This is a genomic window from uncultured Salegentibacter sp. (assembly GCF_963972535.1).
Lineage (GTDB): Bacteria > Bacteroidota > Bacteroidia > Flavobacteriales > Flavobacteriaceae > Salegentibacter.
Genome location: NZ_CAXAVR010000208.1, coordinates 1 through 1,759, shown reverse-complemented (window position 1 = coordinate 1,759; position 1,759 = coordinate 1). Strand labels below are relative to the sequence as shown.

2 protein-coding genes and 1 pseudogene are annotated in these 1,759 nt (G+C 37.7%); all 3 read right to left on the bottom strand.

The window, feature by feature from the left end:
- Positions 1–143: 143 nt before the first annotated feature.
- Positions 144–494 (bottom strand): four helix bundle protein, encoded by a 351-nt coding sequence (locus AACZ30_RS13875; RefSeq protein WP_339650113.1) that lies wholly within the window; start codon positions 492–494, stop codon positions 144–146.
- A gap of 40 nt (positions 495–534) precedes the next feature.
- Positions 535–1,437 carry an oxygen-dependent coproporphyrinogen oxidase gene (gene hemF / locus AACZ30_RS13870; protein WP_339650110.1) on the bottom strand — a complete coding sequence of 301 codons (903 nt, stop codon included), beginning with the start codon at positions 1,435–1,437 and terminating at the stop codon, positions 535–537.
- A 2-nt stretch (positions 1,438–1,439) separates the two neighbouring features.
- Positions 1,440–1,759 (bottom strand): annotated as a pseudogene (locus AACZ30_RS13865) (hypothetical protein); the annotation flags it as partial.

Genomic DNA, 1,759 nt, shown 5'->3' with positions numbered 1-1,759 from the left:
GCGCGATAAAATCGTTTGGAGTTATTGCGGTTTCCCTAACTAAGCTTCTCATCGCCTCGCTGGTTCTTAATCGTCTATTTCTTCTAAGTGGATACATAATTTAGGCTTTAAGCCAATAGCTATAAGCAATTAGCTGTTGGCGTTTAATTTAATTTTTGAATTAAAGAGTTCAGCATTTTTTTGATTTCCTCTACTTGAAACATCAATGGTTTGCCTTGTGCCTCTGTTATAAAATTAAGGTCAATACTTAATAGAATTTGGTATTCTAATTCATTGGCTGAACCAAATGCAATGTAAAGAAATCTTGCAAAATCTTTGTCGCTTTTCCTTCCGCAACCTTCAGCAATATTTGTGGGAATTGAGCTGGAAGATCGTTTCATTTGACTAACCAAACTGTAAAGCTCTTGTTGAGGGTAATTGGCTACTATTTGATAAACATCAAGCGTGAGTTTATGACCTTTTTCCCAAACTGAATAATTTTTATAGTTTCTCATACTCCCCTGCTTAATGCTAAAAGCTTAAGGCTGATAGCTATTAAACCCAATCTTTCGGTTCTTCCAAAACTTTCAATATTTTCTCTTCTTCGCTGCCGGGTTCGGGATGATGATCGTAAACCCATTGCACATGCGGAGGTAAACTCATTAAAATACTTTCTATTCTTCCGTTGGTTTTTAAACCGAAAAGCGTGCCTTTATCGTGTACCAAATTGAATTCCACATACCGGCCACGTCTTATTTCCTGCCAATTCCGATTTGCTTCAGAATATGATAACTTTTTACGTTTTTCCACAATAGGTACATAAGCTTTCAGGAAATTATCCCCAACTTCGGTTACAAAATTATACCAGTCTTCAATACTTTTTTCTTCGGAGGCTTTTAAATAATCAAAGAACAATCCTCCAATTCCACGGGCTTCGTTTCGATGGGAATTCCAGAAGTATTCATCACATTTTTTCTTGTATTCCGGGTAAAACTCCGGGGAATGTTTATCACAGGCTTCTTTTGAAACCTTATGAAAATGTTCGGCATCTTCTTCAAAAAGATAATAGGGCGTAAGGTCCTGCCCGCCTCCAAACCACTGGTCTAAAACGTTTCCTTCTTTATCGTACATTTCAAAATAGCGCCAGTTGGCGTGAACTGTGGGCGCCATTGGATTTTTTGGATGGATCACCAAACTGAGTCCGCAGGCAAAAAAATCTACATCGCCAACTTTAAAATATTGTTGCATTGCAGGAGCTAAAGGGCCGTGTACTGCCGAAATATTTACGCCGCCTTTTTCAAAAACAGCACCGTTTTCTATAACCCGTGTTCTGCCGCCACCACCTTCTTTACGTTCCCAAAGATCCTGCTGAAATTTGGCTGAGCCATCTATTTCTTCCAGTTTTTCACAAATGCGATCCTGTAAATCTTCAATATATTTATAAAATTCCGCTCTCATTTTCAATCTTCAATATAAACCAGTTTATCTTTTGTTTTCCCTATTTCTTCTATTTTAGAAACCTTAATGGCCACTTTCATTTTTTCTTGAAACAGATGAATAATTTCTTCAACTGGAATTTCATTTCCTCTAAATAAAGTCTGCCCAAACCGGTTATTGTGTAGATCCATGGCTTTCGCCAGTTTTTGGTTTGGAGAAAGCTTTTCGTGTAAACCTGTAAAATAATCGCTCCAAATCCTGGCAGCTTCCACCGATCTGGAAATTTTGAAACATTTCTGGCAAATTAAATAATTCCACAGGGCGTGTCTAAAGGCATTTTCTT